The organism is Roseomonas nitratireducens, assembly GCF_017813355.1.
GTDB lineage: Bacteria > Pseudomonadota > Alphaproteobacteria > Acetobacterales > Acetobacteraceae > Neoroseomonas > Neoroseomonas nitratireducens.
Map to the genome: position 1 here is coordinate 1 of NZ_JAGIYZ010000006.1, position 14,573 is coordinate 14,573.

Consider the following 14,573-nt stretch of genomic DNA (forward strand, 5'->3'; position numbering starts at 1 on the left):
CGCGCCCGTCGTCACGCCCGCGCCCGCCGCCGGGCCCGCGGCAGGGGAACGCGGCCCGTCCTCGGCCACCGAGGCCGCCGCGGCGGCGCGGCGGGAGGAACAGCGCATCCTGTCGACCGACCCGACGCTCGCGCGCGTCGGCGGCGTGCTGACGCCGCGCGGCGCGCTGTCCGTCGAACCCACCCTCGAATACGGCTATGGCGAGAACACCCAGGCGACGGTGAACGGCTTCTCGATCGTGCCGGGCATCACCTTCGGCACGGTCGACATCCGGCAGAACACGCAGCGCGCGACGACGGCCTCGGTCACGCTCCGCTACGGCATCACCGACCGCTTCGAGATCAACACCCGCATCCCCTACGTGTTCCGCAACGACACGATCGAGACCGGCCCGGCCGACGTGAACGCGAGCCCGATCCTGATCAGCCCGCGCGGCAACGGCATCGGCGACATCGAGTTCGGCGCCTCCTACCAGATCAACGCCGGCATGAACGATTGGCCGATCTTCATCGCCAACCTCCGCGTCAAGTCGACGACCGGCCGCAGCCCCTTCGAGGTGCCGATCTACACGACGAACGACCCGCAGGGCGGCTTCATCCGCGGGCTCGAGCGCGAGCTGCCGACGGGCACCGGCTTCTGGTCGGTCGAACCCGGCGTGACCGTCGCCTGGGCGTCCGACCCGGCGGTGTTCTTCGGCGGCATCCGCTACATCTGGAACATCGCGGATACGGTCGACCTGCAGAATCCGTCCGGTGGTCCCGCGACGCGCACGCGCCTCGACCCCGGCGACGCGATCGGCGTGAACTTCGGCGTGGGCTTCGCGATGAACGAGCGCACCTCGATCAGCCTTGGCTACGAGCATGTCTTCGTCATGCGGTCGAGCCAGGAGGGGCGTGCCATCGCGGGGTCCACGGCCGATATCGGGACCTTCAACTTCGGCCTCGCCTATCGCGTCTCCGACAGCGTCAGCGTCAATCTCGGCGTGGGCATCGGCGTGACGGATTCGGCGCCGGATGCGCGGATCATCCTGCGCGTGCCGGTGCGCTTCAACCTGATCTGACGCGGCCTTTCGTGCCGCTGGGCGGAGGCCGCGGCGTGTTGCGCCGCGGCATGATGCGTCATGCACGCGATTGGTGTGGAACGCCGCGTCCTGCACCTGTTAACCACCCGTTAACCTTTACGCCGTGAACACGCGCCGTGTGTGTCGGCGTTAACGATTCGCCGGGCGCCGCTTCATTCGCTGCTCGCGCAGGCCAACGGCCGCGCGGCGGAAAACCTCGCATCGCACGACGTCCCGCAAACGCCCGCGCCGTGGCACGCGCGTTGCTCTCTCCGACATGCGCGAAGAAGAGTGTTGGGGAAGGAAGTCGGTGCATGGCTCGCCAACGCGTCTGGCGACGCCTTCCTCCCGCTCCGCAGTGCGCAACCCCGCCGCGACGCCGCGGCGGCACGTGACAACACGGGACGAGGAGAGAGAGATGCGTGCACTTCTTCTTGCGGGTGTCGGCATCGTCGCCTTCGGCGGCGCCGCCATGGCCGAAGGCGACCGCGGCAACCACCATCGACGCTACCAGCCCGCGATCATGGACCACTACGCGGCGGCGCTCGGCGTCAACATCGGCGAGGTCCGGGGCAATAGCTCCACCACCGGCCGTGGCCAGGCCGTCGGCGTCACCACGACCGGCAGCTTCGGCGGCGCGCGCGGCGTGATGAACGTGAACCAGAACGCCGGCGCGAACAGCGCCCAGCAGAACGCCGTCGCCATCGCCTACATCGAAGGCTGCGACTGCCGGGTCGAGTTCAAGTATGGCGACGGCAACGCCAACGCGGTCGCGGGCAATGGCGGCCAGGTCGTCGGCAACAACAGCGCGAACGGCGAATACTCGCGCCGCCACCACCACGGCGACGACGGCACCAGCGCCAGCGCGACGCTCGCCGGCAGCTTCGGCAGCGCCACCGGCATCGCCCAGGTCAACCAGAATGCCGGCGCCAACAGCCTGCAACAGAACGCCACGGCGGTTGCCTACATCGACAACGTGTCCGGCACCCGCAGGCAGGACCGCGACGCCTGGGCCATCGCCGGCAATGCCGGCCGCGTGACAGGTTCGGGCAACAGCTCGGACGACTACCGCCACCGCGCGAACGGGTCGATCGAGGGCGCCTTCGCCGGCTTCACCGGCGTCGCCAACGTGAACCAGAACGTCGGCGCGAACAGCCTGCAGCAGAACGCCGCGGCGCTGTCGGCGGTGGAGTACTGCAACTGCGCCACGCGCGACCTGTCCACGGTCGTGGCGGCCGCGGCCAATCTCGGCTCCGTCTCCTACAACCGCGCCGATGCGGATCGCGGCGCCGCCTTCGCGACGATCGGCGGTTCGTTCAACGGCATCACCGGCATCACGCAGGTCAACCAGAACGCCGGCGCGAACAGCCTGATGCAGAACTCCGTGGCGGTCGGCGCGGTCTACAACCGCTGATCCTGTCCTGACGGCGCCGGCGGCCCGCCCAATGGGCCGCCGGCGTCCCCCTGCCCAAGCAGAACGAGGACGACGCCATGAAGATCGCGACCATCGTCACCGCAGCGCTGCTCGGCACGGCGGCCTCGGCGCAAACCGTCCATGCTTCGGACCCCGCCGCGCTGTTCGAACGCCTCACCCCCGTGGGGCAGGGCGAACTGGCCCGTTCCTCGGGCCGCGCCGGCTTCGACCAGGATTCGGCGAACCTCGCCAATGTGCACGGCAACCATGTCGGGTCGCACAGCGTCACCGGCAGCAACAGCATCTCGGGCTCCCTCAGCGGCAATGCGGGCGTGACCACCGTGTTCCAGAACACGGGCAACAACAGCGTGTTCCAGTCCGCGACATCCATCACGATCAACATGCGCTGAGACGCGCCGATGCTGCCGCCGCGTATCGCCGTGCTGATGCTCCCCGCGCTGCTCGCCGCCTGCGCGGCCGGGCGCGGCGACGCCACGCTGCCGGTCGAACCGATGCGCGCGGGGCAGGTGGAGCTCTCCCTGCCGGACCTCGACACCGGCGGCGCCAACCTCTCCGTTCCGGTGCGTAGCGTGCTCGCCCGCCGCTTCGCGCGCACGATCAAGCAGCGCTTCGACTTCTCCTGCGGCTCGGCCGCACTCGCGACGCTGCTGACCTTCCACTACGGCATGCCGACAGGGGAGGAGGCGGTGCTGCGCGACATGATCGAGCATGGCGACGTGGAGCGCATCCGCAGCGCGGGCTTCTCGCTGCTCGACATGCAGTCCTATCTGGCGCGGCGCGGGCTGCGGTCCAACGGCTACCGCCTGCCGCTCGACAGGCTGGCGGAAGTGCGCGTGCCGGCGATCGCGCTGATCGACACGAACGGCTATCGCCATTTCGTCGTCGTGCGCGGCGTCACCGCCGACCGCGTGCTCATCGGCGATCCGAACCTCGGCACGCGCACTATGCCGCGCGTGCGGTTCGAGGAGGCCTGGAACGGCGTCCTGTTCGTCATCCTCGACCGCCCGGACCTGGGCCAGGCGAGCTTCGGCCTGGCCGAGGATTGGGGCGTGCGGTCGCGCGCGCCCGGCCTGCTCGTGCGCGACCAGATGGACCGGGGCATATCCGGCCTCGGCATGCCGGCGCCGCTCGTCCTCAATTCGGGCGTGCCGCCGACGCGTGGCTTTCTTCCCTAACGCCTGCCTTGAAGGGAGAGGAGAAGCTGTCATGACCCGAGGGACCGTGTTCCAGGCGTCGCTTCTCGCCATCACGCTCGCCGGCGGCGCCGCCATGGCGGCCGATGCGCCGGGGCGGCGCGACATGGCCGATGCCTACGCCCGCGCGCTCGGCCTGGACATCGGCGGGCAGGCGGAAGCGCTGGACATCGTGGCCGCCGCGGTGCCCGAGGAGGAACTCGGCGACATGCGCGGCGGCTTCGCGCTGCCCGGCGGCCTGTCCGTCGCCTTCGGCTTCGACATCGAGACGCGACTCGGCGGGCAGGTTGTGCAGCGCCTGACCCTGCCGGCCTCGGTCCTCGGCCCCGGGGGGCGCATGGAGGCGATCCGCATCGTCGAGGGCAGCGCGACGCGGCTCGCCGATCCCGCCGCCGGCCCCGCGGTGGCCGAGGGCGTCTTCAACGGCGGCGCGACGCGCATCGTGACGCAGGCGGGCATCGGAACCGTCCTCGGCGTCGTGCAGAACAGCCGGGACGGGCAGGTCGTGCAGCAGCGGTCGAACCTGCAGGTGGACATCTCCGGCATGGGGCGGCTGCTCGACGCGACGTCGAACCGTCGCGTCATGGACCAGGCGCTGCCGCGGCGCGGCGGGTGGGCACGGTGAGGCGCGTCCTTCTCGCGTCGCTGCTGGTCGCCGCGGCGCTGGCCGCCGCCGCGGGCGGCGCGCGCGCCTTCGAGCCCGAGCCCGGGGCGATCGCGCGCATCGGCGGGCTCGAGGTGCTGAAGCCGCTCGATGCGCAGGATCTCGGCCGCCAGCGCGGCGGGCGGCTGCCCGCGGTGACGCCCGGGATGCAGGCGCCCGCGCCGATGCTGCGGCTGTGGGACGAGATCGGCCGGCCGACCCGCCCGCAGGACTCCGGTTCCCAGGGCGTCGTGACTTCGACCCATCGCGGCGCGCGCTGAAAACCACGCAACAGGAGGAAGTTCGCCCATGAGGATGTCCGCGACGCTCGCACTCGGCCTGCTGGGCCTGCTCGCCGCCGGCTGCGCCCAGCCGGGACCGGAGACGGTCGCCGCCCCCGCGCGGCTCGAGCCGGAAGTCACGGGTGGCCAGCGGATGAGCGGCGAGGAGTTCCGCGCGGCGGTCTTCGGCAACACGCTCGACCGCCGCCTGCCGAACGGTGCGCGGCTGACGATGCATGTCGCGGCGGACGGGTCGCAGCGGCTGCGCCTGACGGCGCCGGGCGGCCAGCGTGGGGCCGATCGTGGCCGGATCGAGATCCGCGGCAACGAGATTTGCTCCTCATGGGAACGGATCGACCAGGGCCAGCCGACCTGCTTCGCCTATTTCCGCCTGGGCGCCTCGCTCGTCGCGATCGACCTCGCGGGGCAGATCGAGCCGACTCGCTTCGAGGTGCTGCGCGGCAATCCGGAACGGATCTGACGGCGGCGAGGCGCTTGCGCGGCGGCGCGGGCCGGTGCCCGCGCCGGCGTAGTGGCACCGCGACACGGATTTGCTTCCATCCTGGCGCGGGATGCTCTATGAACTGCGCGTCAGCTTTTCTTGGTATCGCCGCGCTCTCCTTGCTCCTGATCGAGCGCCGAGCCCGCAAGCCCTCCATCGGAAGATTGATCGGACGCGCCATCGGGCGCGGCCGTCGCACGACGCTCGAACGGAACAATCATGTCCACTGGCACCATCAAGTGGTTCAACGCCACCAAAGGCTACGGCTTCATCCAGCCTGACGACGGCACGAAGGATGTGTTCCTGCACATCTCCGATGTCGAACGCTCCGGCATCGCGTCGCCGCAGGAAGGCGACAAGCTCGAATACGACATCCAGCGCGGTCAGCAGGGCAAGATGTCCGCGACCAACCTGCGCAAGGCCTGACGGGCCGCGGCGCGCATCGCGCGCCGCCCCATCGCACCGAACGCGGCGCCGCCCTTCAGGGACGGCGCCGCCAAGAAGAACGAACGAAATCCATGACCATCACCATCACCAGCCCGCGCGCCACCCCGGCGCGCGGCGCCTCCATCCCGGCACCGAAGTCCCCGCGCCCCGGCACGGGCCTCTCGGCCGCCGAGATCCGCCAGATCGTCCTCGATATCCTTGGATGATCCGGCGCCAGCCAGCCACGCCCACTGACGAAGGACAGCAGTAAGCAAAGATGCAAGGTTCGAAGCGCGACGACTTCAACACCCGCCGCGAGACCGCGGCGCTCGCCAAGCAGGCGATGATCGAGCGGTTCCGCACCCAGCCGCGCCCGGATGATCCCGTGGTGCAGGAAAGGCTGGCCGCGCAGCGCGCCTTCGCCGAAGCGCGCGACCAGCGCCGCGCCGAACGGGTCGCCGAGCGCGCGGCCCAGGCCGAGGCCGCCGCCGCCGAGGCGAGGCGCCTTGAGGCCGAGGAAGCCGCGCGCCAGGCCGAGCTCGCCCGCCTCGCCGCGGAGGAAGCGCAGCGCCAGGCCGAGGCCGCCCGCCAGGCCGCCGAGGCGGCGATGGAGAGCGAACAGCGCGCCGTGCTGCTGGATGCCGAGAAGAAGGCCCGCGCTCTTGCGCTGGCCGCCGAGCAGAAGGCGCTGCGGGACGCGCGCTACGCCGCGCGCCAGGCCCGCCGCAAGTAGAACAGGGCGGCGGCGCCCCAGGGCGCCGCTGCTTCATCCGGGTGGCCGGTCCACGGCCGCCTTCGAACAGGACCTCCCCCCATGGCACATCCCGCCATCGACGCCGCATCGGCCAAGCCGGACGCCATGACGGACGAAGACGTCGCGGTGCTCGCGAAGCGGCATCGCATCTCGCCCGCCATCGTGCGGGAGATCATGCGCCGCACGGGCACGACCGACCGTTCCCAGGTGGAACGGGAGATCGCCAAGGGGAAGGCGCGCCGCTGACATCGGCTGCCACGCGCGCATCCCCGCGCGCCGGCGGCATTCCTATCGTCACGAAGGCACGCATGGCCGGCTGAACGCCGCGCCGTGCGATGCCGCGTTGCGTCCCGCATCGGCGGGGCAGTGGCTGGGATGATGGGAAGGGTGGCTGGGGGACCTGGATTCGAACCAAGGCTGCCCGGGTCAGAGCCGGGAGTTCTACCGCTAAACTATCCCCCAACGGGTCCCGATCTCTGTCGGGAGCGGGCACATAGCAAAACCGGGCGCCGCCGGCAACCTCCGCCATGCGGGACGCCTCCCGCGCCGCCGCCGTCACCGCGCCGGCCCGCGGCGCGCGGGCCCGCCGGCCAAGGTTCCTCGGCCCCCGCTCGGCGCGCCGATCCGCCGCCACTGGCCACGTACCGTGGAAAGCGCTTGCCCCGCGCCCCACATGTCCGGATCATTCTGCGGCGACCCGCGCCTCCCGTCGCCGGTCCGGATTGCGAGATGCCCGAGATCCTGCCCCGTTGCGCGACCGATGCCCCGCCCGAGCGGCCGGCGCGCGCCGAGCATGCGCCGCCGGCCTTCGCCGCGCTCGACCTCGGCACCAACAATTGCCGGCTGCTCATCGCTGCGCCCGGCCCGGGCGGGTTCCGCGTGCTCGATTCCTTCAGCCGGATCGTCCGGCTGGGGGAAGGGCTCGCCCAGACGGGGCGGCTGTCCGACACCGCGATGGACCGCGCCGCGGCGGCGCTGCGCGCCTGCGCCGACAAGCTCGGCCGCCGCCCGGTGCGGCGGCTGGAGGCGGTGGCGACCGAAGCCTGCCGCCGCGCGGAGAACGGGCCCGCCTTCCTCGCCCGCATTGCCGAGGAGACGGGGCTCCGCCTGCGCATCATCTCGGCGCGGGAGGAAGCGGAACTCGCGATGGAATCCTGCGCGCCGCTGCTCGAGACGGTGGACCGGCGCGCATTGCTGTTCGACATCGGCGGCGGCAGCACCGAGATCGCCTGGATCCGCGTGCCCGCGGGCGCGGCCGATGGCGCGCCGCCGGACCTGATCGGCTATGTCTCGCTGCCGCTCGGCGTCGTGACGCTCGCCGAAAGGGCAGGGCAGGACTGCTTCACCGAACGCGGCTTCTTCGAGGTGGTGGAGGAGGTTGCGACGCATCTCGCCGAATTCGACCGCATCCACCGCATCGGGCAGGAGATCCGCGCCGGCGGCGTGCGGCTGATGGGCACCTCCGGCACCGTGACGACCCTCGCCGGCGTGGCGATGGCGCTGCCGCGCTACCGGCGGCCGCTGGTCGATGGCAAGACGCTGGATTGCGAGGCGGCGGACCTCGCCCTGGGAGACCTGTTCGCGCTCGGTCGCAAGGGGCTCGCGGAACATCCCTGCGTCGGGCCTGACCGGGTGGAATTCGTGCTGCCGGGCTGCGCGGTGTATGCCGCGATCCGCCGGGTGTGGCCGACGCCGCGCCTGACGGTGGCGGATCGCGGGCTGCGGGAAGGGATGCTGACCCGCATGATGCGGGCCGAGCGCGCCGCGCCGCGCCGCCGCGCACGATAGAAGGAAGCGAGGAATGGCGAAGAAGCCGCCGGCCGCCGGGCGCGGCATGGCGACCCGCCTGCGCACGGCGGAGGGCCGCAGCACCGCGTCCCAGCGCTGGCTGACGCGGCAGCTGAACGACCCCTATGTGAAGGCCGCCAAGGAACGCGGGCTGCGGTCCCGCGCCGCCTTCAAGCTGCTTGAGATGGATGAGCGGCTGAAGCTGCTGAAGCCCGGGATGCGGGTGGTCGACCTCGGCGCCGCGCCGGGCGGCTGGACGCAGGTGGCGGTGAAGGCGGTCGGCGCGCGCGGCCAGGTCGTCGCGATCGACATCCTGCCGATGGACCCGGTGCCCGGCGCCACGGTGCTGCAGGGCGACTTCCAGGAGCAGGAGGCCGAGGAGCGCACCATCGCCGCCATGGGCGGCAAGGCCGACCTGGTGCTGTCGGACATGGCGCCGAACACCACCGGGCACCAGGCGACGGACCACCTGCGCATCATGGCGCTGGCCGAGATCGCGCTGGATTTCGCGCGGCGCGTGCTGGCGCCGGGCGGGGCCTTCGCGGCGAAGGTGCTGCAAGGCGGCACGGAAGCCGAGATGCTGGCCGTTCTGAAGCGGGATTTTTCGACCGTGCGGCACGTCAAGCCGCCGGCCAGCCGGAAGGACAGCGCCGAGATGTACGTGGTGGCGACGGGCTTCCGCGGCGGCGCCTGACCGCGGCTATTTCCGCCGCACGATCCAGCCCGACATCTTTCCGGTCTTGAACCGTATCGTCCCCGCGCTGAGTTCCGTCGGGTGCACGTCCCCGTCGCCGGGGTCGTTGATCATGGCGTAGCTCTTGCCGCCGAAGTCGGATGTTTCGTCCACCAGCACGAAATGCGCGCCGCCGCCGTCCCACATGACATGCGCGATGCAGGGCGCGCCGGCTGCGACCGCGCCCTTGATCGCCGCCCCCATGCCCGCTTCGCCCGCCCAGTGGCATTCCCACGCGCCGAGGCCGAGCTTCGCCAGCACCTCGGGGTGCTTCTTGGCGTTGGTGTAGGACGTGCCGTCATAGGTGCTGCCGATCACCTCGCCATAGATCTTGTAGACCTCAGGCTCGGACTTCACGGCGTAGTCGATCGCCGACTTGGCCAGCGTCGGTCCGATGTACTTGCCCACGATGGGCACGACCGACACCTGCGCGCCGGCCGCCATGCCGGCGAACATCATCCCCTTCTTCATCTTGAAGTTCGCCATCAGGATGCAGGCGATGCCGCAGGAATTCACGTTCTCCTGCTTGTGCACCACATGGGCGGTCAGGAAGCGCGTGAAGCGGATGAACCAGGCCATGGCGGGTGCGTCCCATCGGGTCAGCCTAACCTAGGCCATTTTCGTCTCTGCGCCATGAAGCGTTGCAGCGGGGCGCCGAAGGAAGGACAGCGTGCCGCGCTCCGGCGCGTCGACGCGCTCCCGCGCGAGGGTGTGGGTCGGCGCGAGCAGCGCCTCGATCGCCGCGCGATCCGCGAGGCTGTGGTATTCGAGGTGGACCGTCCCGACCTCGGCGAGCAGTCCGCCGAGCGCGCGAAGGATGGGCAGCTCGGCGCCTTCCGTGTCGATCTTCAGCAGGTCGAAGCCGGCGCAGCCGATGGCCGTGGCGGCTTCCTCGGCGAAGCGGCCGGCATGGCGCAGTGCGACGTCGACGCGCTCATTCGCGATGCCGGGCGCCGGAAGGTCGTAGAGCGTGCTGACGACCGAGATCGAGGAGGAGGCGAAGGGCGCCTGCCCATCCCGGTCGAGCAGCGCGACCTGGTGCGCCGTGCAGCGGCCGATCCGCCGCGCATTCTCGGCGAGGATGGGGAAGGTCGCCGGGTCGGGCTCGACGCAGACGATCGTCGCCTCCGGATAGGCCAGCCGGAAGAAGGCGGCGGTGATCCCCTGGTTGGCGCCGACATCGAGGATGGCCCGCGGCGCGGCGGCGCCGGGAATCGGGGCGTAGGTCCCGTGCTCGAACACTTCCCGCAGCACGAGCCTGGAGCTCGTGTCGTTGCGCAGCTCGACCTCGAGCCGCGCGGCGTCGTTGGAGATCGCCACCGGGACCTTCGCTGCGTGACGGAAGGACATGCCAACCCCTGATCCGGCCTGTTCCGGGCGCCCCGGCGGCCCCGCGCGTGAGGCCCGGATATAGCAGCATCGGCGCGGCGAGGCCCCGGGTGCCGTGCGCAACTTCTCCTGAGCTTCGCCCCGCCGGGATCCCGGCGGCGGTCCTTTCCGACAGGCTTGTCGCGAAGGGGCGCTTGCCCGGCGTGGCCGCCGGCACTAAGGAGGGCCGCCAAGGTCGCGGATCGCGAAAGGTCCCCCATGGCACCCGACACCACATCTGAATCCCCCCGGCGCGGCATGCGCATGATCGAGGAGGCCTACGCCTTCGACGACGTGCTGCTCGTGCCCGCCTATTCCACCGTCCTGCCGGCGCAGACCGACACGCGCACGCGCATGACGCGGGAGATCGCGCTGAACATCCCGCTGATCTCGGCGGCGATGGACACGGTCACCGAGGGCAACATGGCGATCGCCATGGCCCAGGCCGGCGGCATCGGCGTGATCCACAAGAACCTGAGCCCCGAGGAGCAGGCCTCCCAGGTCCGCCAGGTGAAGAAGTTCGAGTCGGGCATGGTGGTGAACCCGATGACGGTCCACCCCGACCAGACGCTGGCCGAGGTGCGCGCGCTGCAGGAACGCCACCGCATCAGCGGCATTCCGGTGGTCGAACGCGGATCCGGGCGGCTTGTCGGCATCATCACGAACCGCGACGTCCGTTTCGCGACCGACCCGAACCTCCGCGTCTATGAACTGATGACGCGGGAGAACCTGATCACGGCCCCGCCCGAGGTCACGCCCGACCAGGCGCGCACCCTGCTGCACAAGCACCGGATCGAGAAGCTGCTGGTGGTGGACGAGGCCTATCGCTGCGTCGGCCTCATCACCGTCAAGGACATGGACAAGGCCCAGGCCAACCCGAACGCGGTGAAGGACGGGATGGGGCGCCTGCGCGTCGCCGCCGCCACCGGCGTGGGGGAGGACGGGCTGCGCCGCGCCGAGCTGCTCGTCGCCGCCGAGGTCGATGTCGTCGTGGTGGACACCGCCCATGGCCATTCGCACGGCGTCATGGCGGCGGTGGAGCGCATCAAGCGCCTGTCCAATTCCGTGCAGGTCGTGGCCGGCAACATCGCGACGCCCGAAGGCGCGCTCGCGCTGATCGAGGCCGGTGCGGACGCGGTGAAGGTCGGCATCGGCCCGGGGTCGATCTGCACGACGCGCATCGTGGCGGGCGTCGGCGTGCCGCAGCTGACCGCCGTGATGGAAGCCGCCTCCGCGGCGCGGGAGAAGGGCGTGCCGGTGATTGCCGATGGCGGCATCCGGTCCTCGGGCGACCTCGCCAAGGCGATCGCGGCCGGCGCCGACTGCGCGATGATGGGCAGCGTCTTCGCCGGCACGGACGAGGCGCCGGGCGAGGTCTTCCTCTACCAGGGCCGCTCCTACAAATCCTATCGCGGCATGGGCAGCCTGGGCGCGATGGCGCGCGGTTCGGCCGACCGCTACTTCCAGGCCGAGGTGCAGGACGCGCTGAAGCTCGTGCCCGAAGGCGTCGAGGGACGCGTCGGCTACAAGGGCCCGGTGGGGACCGTGGTGCACCAGATGGTGGGCGGGCTGCGCGCGGCGATGGGCTATACGGGTTGCGCGACGGTTGCCGAACTGCAGACCAATGCGCGCTTCCGGCGCATCACCGGCGCCGGCCTGCGCGAGAGCCATGTCCACGACGTCGCCATCACGCGTGAAGCGCCGAACTACCGGCTCGAAGGCTGATCGCTGCTGACCTGTTGGCGAGGCCGCATCTTCTCGGCCATGCTGCGAATCGGGTTGGGGGTTCGCACGCATGTCCGCGCCTGAAGCGGTCATTTTCGATGCCTATGGCACGCTGTTCGATGTGAACGCGGCGATGGAGGCGCATGCGCGTCGCCTCGGCGACCGCTGGCCGCGCCTGTCCGAGGAATGGCGCGCGAAGCAGCTGGAATACACCTGGGTGCGCAGCCTGACCGGCGCCGCGTACCACGAGGATTTCTGGCTCTGCACGCGTGACGCGCTCGATTTCGTCTTCGCCCGGCATGGCATCGACGACCCGGCCCTGGCGAAGGACCTGATGGAATCCTACCGGAAGCTGCCCGTCTATCCCGAGGTGCCGGCGACGCTCGCCGCGATCCGGGAACAGGGGATCGCGACCGCAATCCTGTCCAACGGCACGCCGGGGATGCTCGAGGCCGCGGCGCAGGCGGCCGGCATCGCATCCCTGGTGGACGAGATCCTGAGCGTGGAGGAGGTCGGCACCTTCAAGCCCGACCCGCGCGTCTATCGCCTCGCCACGCGGCAGTTCGGCTGCCCGCCGGACCGGCTGCTCTTCGTCTCGGCCAATGCCTGGGACACGCAGGCGGCGCACGCCTTCAACATGCGCGTCGCGCGGGTGAACCGCGCCGGCGCGCCGGACGAATATGGCCTCGGCGCCGCGGGCGTCGCCGTGCTGACGGACCTGTCCGGGCTGACAGACCTCCTCGCGTGACCCTTCCACACAACGGGCGCGCGGCATGACGCCCTCCGGCCGCGTCGCGGCAGCCATCGCCCTGCTCGTCGAGCTGGAGGCGCAGTGTTTCGCGCCAGACGCACGGCGCCGCCCCGCCGATGCGGTGGCGAGCGACTTCTTCCGCGCCCGCCGCTTCATCGGCGGGGGCGACCGTCGCGCCGTGTCCGAGCTGGGCTGGGGCGTGGTGCGCCAGCGGCTGCGGCTCGACTGGCACATCGCGCGCATCGGGCTCGTCCCGACGCCGCGGCTGCTCGTGATCGCCTACCTGCTGCTGGTCGAACGGCGGCCGCGGCAGGAGGCCGAGGCGCTGTTCGACGACACGCATTTCGGCCCGGCCGCGCTCGATGCCGTGGAACGGCGTGCCGCCGCGGCGCTGGCCGGGCGCGCGCTGGTCGATCCCGCCATGCCCGAGGGGCCGCGGCTCAACCTGCCGGACTGGGTGCTGCCGGGCTTCGCGACGCGCTTCGGCGCCCGCCTGGCCGAGGAGGCGGCGGCGCTGGAGGGCGAGGCGCCGCTCGACCTGCGCGCCAACCTGCTCAAGACCGATCTCGCCGCCGCTGCCGTCGCCCTGGCGGCGGAAGGGATCGAGGCGCAGGCCACGCCCTTTTCCCCCTGGGGCCTGCGCCTGCCTTCCCGCCGGCCGGTCACCGGCGCCAAGGCCTATCGCGACGGGCTGGTCGAGGTGCAGGACGAAGGCAGCCAGCTCATCGCGCTGCTGGCCGATGCCCGGCCCGGCATGCGGGTCGCGGATTACTGCGCCGGCGCTGCGGGCAAGACGCTGGCCATGGCCGCGACCATGGGCAATCGCGGGAAGATCACGGCCTGCGACACCTCCGCCGTGCGGCTGGAAGGGGCGGGCAAGCGGCTGCGGCGCGCGGGCGTGGACAATGCCGAGCGGCACCTGCTGGAGCCCGGCGATCGCTGGGCGAAGCGGCGCGGCGGGACCTTCGACCGGGTGCTGGTGGATGCGCCCTGCACCGGCACGGGCACCTGGCGGCGCAATCCGGATGCGCGGCTGCGCACGCGAATCGAGGATCTTCAAGAACTTACCGCGGTGCAGCATGACATTCTGCGGAGGGCGGCGGAATTGGTGCGCCCCGGCGGACGGTTGATCTACGCTACCTGTTCCCTCCTGCCTCAGGAGAATGAGGAGCAGATGGCCCGCTTCCTGGCGCTCGATGCGCGCTTCGCCCCGGTGCCGTTCGATCGGCTCTGGCCGGCGCTGCGCCCGGGCGTGCCGGCGCCGTGCGAGGGGCCATGGCTCGCGCTCTCCCCCGCCGCTCAAGGGACGGATGGCTTCTTCTGCGCGGTGCTGGAGCGCGCGTCGTGATCAGCATCCGCCGCGCGCGGCCCGGCGACGCCGTGGCGATCGGCGCGATCCACGCCGCGGTGTGGCGTTCGACCTATGCGGGCATCCTGCCGGATGCCTTCCTGTCCGCCCTGTCCGAGGCGCGGCTGGCCGGCTTCTACCAGCGCGCCATCCTCGACCGGCGCGAAGGCCATGCGGTGTTCGTCGCGGTGGCCGGAGGCGCCGATTCCACGGGCGGGCCGAAGGTGGTGGGCTTCGCCTCCGGCGGGCGGGCCCGGCGGCAGGGCATCGCGGAGGGCGAGGTCGAGACGCTCTACCTGCTCGAGGATTGGCGGGAGCGGGGCGCGGGGCGCCGCCTGATGCGCGCCATGGGGGCGCATCTGCGCGCGGTGGGCTGCCGGTCCGCCATGCTCTGGGTGCTGCGGGACAACCCGACGCGGTGGTTCTACGAACATCTCGGCGGGCGGGAGACGGCGCGGGAGACGATCCGCGTCGGCGGCGAGGCGGTGGAGCAGGCGGCCTTCACCTGGGACCCGATCGAGGCGCTGCTGGCAGCGACGGCGCCGGCCGGGGAAGGGTAGGGGCAG

At 71.5% G+C, this 14,573-nt stretch carries 19 protein-coding genes and 1 tRNA gene; 17 read left to right on the forward strand and 3 right to left on the reverse strand.

What is annotated here, in order from left to right; genetic code table 11:
- The 11 genes from J5Y09_RS07775 to J5Y09_RS07820 all read left to right on the forward strand — a co-directional run.
- Positions 1-1,060 (forward strand): outer membrane protein (locus tag J5Y09_RS07775; RefSeq protein ID WP_209351194.1); only part of this gene is annotated, 1,060 nt, incomplete at its 5' end.
- 418 nt (positions 1,061-1,478) lie between these two features.
- On the forward strand, positions 1,479-2,474 hold the full coding sequence (locus tag J5Y09_RS07780; RefSeq protein ID WP_209351195.1) for a FapB/FapC family functional amyloid domain-containing protein: 996 nt from the start codon (positions 1,479-1,481) through the stop codon (positions 2,472-2,474).
- A 77-nt stretch (positions 2,475-2,551) separates the two neighbouring features.
- Positions 2,552-2,884, forward strand: coding sequence for a hypothetical protein (locus tag J5Y09_RS07785; RefSeq protein WP_209351196.1), 333 nt, complete (start codon positions 2,552-2,554; stop codon positions 2,882-2,884).
- Between the two features lie 9 nt (positions 2,885-2,893).
- A complete protein-coding gene (locus tag J5Y09_RS07790; RefSeq protein ID WP_209351197.1) occupies positions 2,894-3,670 on the forward strand; it encodes a C39 family peptidase in 777 nt (258 codons plus the stop codon).
- A gap of 31 nt (positions 3,671-3,701) precedes the next feature.
- Positions 3,702-4,313: a hypothetical protein gene (locus J5Y09_RS07795; RefSeq protein ID WP_209351198.1), complete on the forward strand. Its 612-nt coding sequence runs from the start codon at positions 3,702-3,704 to the stop codon at positions 4,311-4,313.
- Complete coding sequence (locus J5Y09_RS07800) at positions 4,310-4,612, forward strand: hypothetical protein (RefSeq protein ID WP_209351199.1); 303 nt, start codon at positions 4,310-4,312, stop codon at positions 4,610-4,612. The genes J5Y09_RS07795 and J5Y09_RS07800 overlap by 4 nt, the downstream gene beginning before the upstream one ends.
- Before the next feature lie 28 nt (positions 4,613-4,640).
- Positions 4,641-5,093 (forward strand): hypothetical protein, encoded by a 453-nt coding sequence (locus tag J5Y09_RS07805; RefSeq protein WP_209351200.1) that lies wholly within the window; start codon positions 4,641-4,643, stop codon positions 5,091-5,093.
- A 240-nt stretch (positions 5,094-5,333) separates the two neighbouring features.
- A complete protein-coding gene (locus J5Y09_RS07810) occupies positions 5,334-5,540 on the forward strand; it encodes a cold-shock protein (protein ID WP_209351201.1) in 207 nt (68 codons plus the stop codon).
- A gap of 92 nt (positions 5,541-5,632) precedes the next feature.
- The gene (locus J5Y09_RS24565) at positions 5,633-5,767 is read left to right on the forward strand and encodes a hypothetical protein (protein ID WP_280845314.1); all 135 of its coding nucleotides are present in this window, start codon (positions 5,633-5,635) and stop codon (positions 5,765-5,767) included.
- Between the two features lie 50 nt (positions 5,768-5,817).
- On the forward strand, positions 5,818-6,273 hold the full coding sequence (locus J5Y09_RS07815; RefSeq protein WP_209351202.1) for a DUF6481 family protein: 456 nt from the start codon (positions 5,818-5,820) through the stop codon (positions 6,271-6,273).
- Positions 6,274-6,354: 81 nt separating this feature from the next.
- Complete coding sequence (locus J5Y09_RS07820; protein WP_209351203.1) at positions 6,355-6,540, forward strand: hypothetical protein; 186 nt, start codon at positions 6,355-6,357, stop codon at positions 6,538-6,540.
- A 142-nt stretch (positions 6,541-6,682) separates the two neighbouring features.
- Here the strand turns inward: J5Y09_RS07820 and J5Y09_RS07825 are convergent.
- Positions 6,683-6,756 (reverse strand) — tRNA-Gln (locus J5Y09_RS07825).
- A 267-nt stretch (positions 6,757-7,023) separates the two neighbouring features.
- Here J5Y09_RS07825 and J5Y09_RS07830 point away from each other — a divergent pair.
- Both J5Y09_RS07830 and J5Y09_RS07835 read left to right on the forward strand, forming a co-directional pair.
- Complete coding sequence (locus J5Y09_RS07830; protein ID WP_209351204.1) at positions 7,024-8,082, forward strand: Ppx/GppA phosphatase family protein; 1,059 nt, start codon at positions 7,024-7,026, stop codon at positions 8,080-8,082.
- A gap of 13 nt (positions 8,083-8,095) precedes the next feature.
- The gene (locus J5Y09_RS07835; protein ID WP_209351205.1) at positions 8,096-8,776 is read left to right on the forward strand and encodes an RlmE family RNA methyltransferase; all 681 of its coding nucleotides are present in this window, start codon (positions 8,096-8,098) and stop codon (positions 8,774-8,776) included.
- Positions 8,777-8,782: 6 nt separating this feature from the next.
- Here J5Y09_RS07835 and J5Y09_RS07840 read toward each other — a convergent pair whose 3' ends face one another.
- Positions 8,783-9,394, reverse strand: coding sequence for a cysteine peptidase family C39 domain-containing protein (locus J5Y09_RS07840; protein WP_209351206.1), 612 nt, complete (start codon positions 9,392-9,394; stop codon positions 8,783-8,785).
- A 30-nt stretch (positions 9,395-9,424) separates the two neighbouring features.
- Positions 9,425-10,165: an FkbM family methyltransferase gene (locus J5Y09_RS07845; protein WP_209351207.1), complete on the reverse strand. Its 741-nt coding sequence runs from the start codon at positions 10,163-10,165 to the stop codon at positions 9,425-9,427.
- Between the two features lie 237 nt (positions 10,166-10,402).
- On the opposite strand from J5Y09_RS07845, the gene guaB reads away from it, so the two are divergent.
- The 4 genes from guaB to J5Y09_RS07865 all read left to right on the forward strand — a co-directional run bounded on the left by guaB (position 10,403) and on the right by J5Y09_RS07865 (position 14,567).
- On the forward strand, positions 10,403-11,908 hold the full coding sequence (gene guaB / locus J5Y09_RS07850) for an IMP dehydrogenase (protein ID WP_209351208.1): 1,506 nt from the start codon (positions 10,403-10,405) through the stop codon (positions 11,906-11,908).
- 70 nt (positions 11,909-11,978) lie between these two features.
- Positions 11,979-12,656, forward strand: a complete 678-nt coding sequence (locus tag J5Y09_RS07855) for a haloacid dehalogenase type II (RefSeq protein ID WP_209351209.1) — start codon at positions 11,979-11,981, stop codon at positions 12,654-12,656.
- 25 nt (positions 12,657-12,681) lie between these two features.
- Positions 12,682-14,007 carry an RsmB/NOP family class I SAM-dependent RNA methyltransferase gene (locus J5Y09_RS07860; RefSeq protein ID WP_209351210.1) on the forward strand — a complete coding sequence of 442 codons (1,326 nt, stop codon included), beginning with the start codon at positions 12,682-12,684 and terminating at the stop codon, positions 14,005-14,007.
- Entirely contained in the window at positions 14,004-14,567 is a 564-nt protein-coding gene (locus tag J5Y09_RS07865; RefSeq protein WP_209351211.1) for a GNAT family N-acetyltransferase, read from the forward strand. The genes J5Y09_RS07860 and J5Y09_RS07865 overlap by 4 nt, the downstream gene beginning before the upstream one ends.
- Positions 14,568-14,573 lie beyond the last annotated feature (6 nt).

Coding starts and splice junctions, on each gene's coding strand:
- J5Y09_RS07780 (WP_209351195.1), top strand. CDS start 1,479: ATGCGTGCACTTCTTCTTGCGGGTGTCGGCATCGTCGCCTTCGGCGGC.
- J5Y09_RS07785 (WP_209351196.1), top strand. CDS start 2,552: ATGAAGATCGCGACCATCGTCACCGCAGCGCTGCTCGGCACGGCGGCC.
- J5Y09_RS07790 (WP_209351197.1), top strand. CDS start 2,894: ATGCTGCCGCCGCGTATCGCCGTGCTGATGCTCCCCGCGCTGCTCGCC.
- J5Y09_RS07795 (WP_209351198.1), top strand. CDS start 3,702: ATGACCCGAGGGACCGTGTTCCAGGCGTCGCTTCTCGCCATCACGCTC.
- J5Y09_RS07805 (WP_209351200.1), top strand. CDS start 4,641: ATGAGGATGTCCGCGACGCTCGCACTCGGCCTGCTGGGCCTGCTCGCC.
- J5Y09_RS07810 (WP_209351201.1), top strand. CDS start 5,334: ATGTCCACTGGCACCATCAAGTGGTTCAACGCCACCAAAGGCTACGGC.
- J5Y09_RS24565 (WP_280845314.1), top strand. CDS start 5,633: ATGACCATCACCATCACCAGCCCGCGCGCCACCCCGGCGCGCGGCGCC.
- J5Y09_RS07815 (WP_209351202.1), top strand. CDS start 5,818: ATGCAAGGTTCGAAGCGCGACGACTTCAACACCCGCCGCGAGACCGCG.
- J5Y09_RS07820 (WP_209351203.1), top strand. CDS start 6,355: ATGGCACATCCCGCCATCGACGCCGCATCGGCCAAGCCGGACGCCATG.
- J5Y09_RS07830 (WP_209351204.1), top strand. CDS start 7,024: ATGCCCGAGATCCTGCCCCGTTGCGCGACCGATGCCCCGCCCGAGCGG.
- J5Y09_RS07835 (WP_209351205.1), top strand. CDS start 8,096: ATGGCGAAGAAGCCGCCGGCCGCCGGGCGCGGCATGGCGACCCGCCTG.
- J5Y09_RS07840 (WP_209351206.1), bottom strand. CDS start 9,394: ATGGCCTGGTTCATCCGCTTCACGCGCTTCCTGACCGCCCATGTGGTG.
- J5Y09_RS07845 (WP_209351207.1), bottom strand. CDS start 10,165: ATGTCCTTCCGTCACGCAGCGAAGGTCCCGGTGGCGATCTCCAACGAC.
- guaB (WP_209351208.1), top strand. CDS start 10,403: ATGGCACCCGACACCACATCTGAATCCCCCCGGCGCGGCATGCGCATG.
- J5Y09_RS07855 (WP_209351209.1), top strand. CDS start 11,979: ATGTCCGCGCCTGAAGCGGTCATTTTCGATGCCTATGGCACGCTGTTC.
- J5Y09_RS07860 (WP_209351210.1), top strand. CDS start 12,682: ATGACGCCCTCCGGCCGCGTCGCGGCAGCCATCGCCCTGCTCGTCGAG.